Below are 1,270 nucleotides of genomic sequence, written 5' to 3' on the forward strand. Positions count from 1 at the left end.
TGACCTGCCATTGAATTTTCATCCGGCTGCAGTTAGAGCCTCGGCGGGTTTTACGCCGTATGGCGCGGGTTGAGCAACGGGTGATCGGCGGAGCTGGTCGGGGTTGCGCAGCCGATCGTCCGTTGCGGTGAGATTGGCGGCATAGGCCGCAGGCGTGAGGTATCCGAGCGCCGAATGTGGGCGCGATCGGTTGTAGTCGTCTGCCCATTCGGCGATGGTTGTTCGGGCATGGTCGAGGCCGAGGAACAGGGTTTCGTTCAGCAACTCGTCCCGCATCCGCCCGTTGAAGCTTTCGCAGAAGCCGTTCTGCATCGGCTTGCCCGGCGCGATGAAGTGCCATTCCACCTGATGATCCCTCGACCAGGCGAGGATCGCGTTCGAGGTGAACTCGGTGCCGTGGTCAGAGACGATCATGCCCGGCTTGCCGCGCCGGGCGATCAGGTCCGTCAGTTCACGCGCCACCCGGCGGCCGGAGATCGAGGTGTCCGGGATCGCAGCCAAACATTCACGGGTCACGTCGTCGACGATGTTGAGGACGCGGAAGCGCCGGCCGCAGCCGAACTGGTCATGGACGAAATCCAGCGACCAGCGCGCGTTCGGCTTCGCCTGAACCAGGATCGGTGCCCGCGTTCCTACCGCTCGGCGCCTGGAGCGTCGCTTGCGCACGGCCAGTCCTTCTTCGCGGTATAGCCGGTAGATGCGGTTGATACCCGATGCCTCGCCTTCGCGCCTGAGCAGAATGAACAGCCGCCGATAGCCGAAGCGCCGGCGCTCGTTGGCCAGGTCGCGTAGCCGGCCGCGCAGTGCCGCCTCAGGTGGGCGACAAGAACGATACCGGATCATCTTGCGATCAGCGCCCACAAAGGAACAGGCCCGCCGCTCCGACAGGCCCATCGTGGCCTGCAGATGCGCGACGGCTTCGCGCTTGGCGGCGGGCCCTACCATTTTTTTGAAAGAAGCTCGCGCAGTGCCGACGCTTCCAGCATCTGGTCGGCGAGCAGCTTCTTCAGCTTCGCGTTCTCGTCTTCCAAGGCTTTCAGCCGTTTGGCATCGGAGACGTCCATCCCGCCATACTTCGCCTTCCAGTTATACAGCGTCGCCTCGGAGATCCCATGCTTGCGCGCCAGGTCGCCCGCCTTCGCCCCCGCTTCGTGCTCACGCAGAACCGCGATGATCTGCTCTTCCGTAAACCGCTTTCTCTTCATCAGTCCGTCCTTCAATCGAGGCCGGACTCTAATCTCAGATGGAGGAAATTACCCGTGGCAGGTCA

1 protein-coding gene is annotated in these 1,270 nt (G+C 63.1%); it reads right to left on the bottom strand.

The genetic code is table 11. The features are described 5' to 3' along the window. Positions 1-18 precede the first annotated feature (18 nt). Positions 19-1,205, bottom strand: a protein-coding gene (locus tag AC0L2C_RS34080; RefSeq protein ID WP_473525519.1) for an IS3 family transposase whose coding sequence is annotated in 2 segments (ribosomal slippage) — positions 19-953 and positions 953-1,205 — 1,188 coding nt in all. Because the reading frame shifts where the segments join, the coding sequence is not laid out codon by codon here. Between the last annotated feature and the right edge of the window lie 65 nt (positions 1,206-1,270).

The organism is Mesorhizobium sp. WSM4845 (assembly GCF_055811455.1).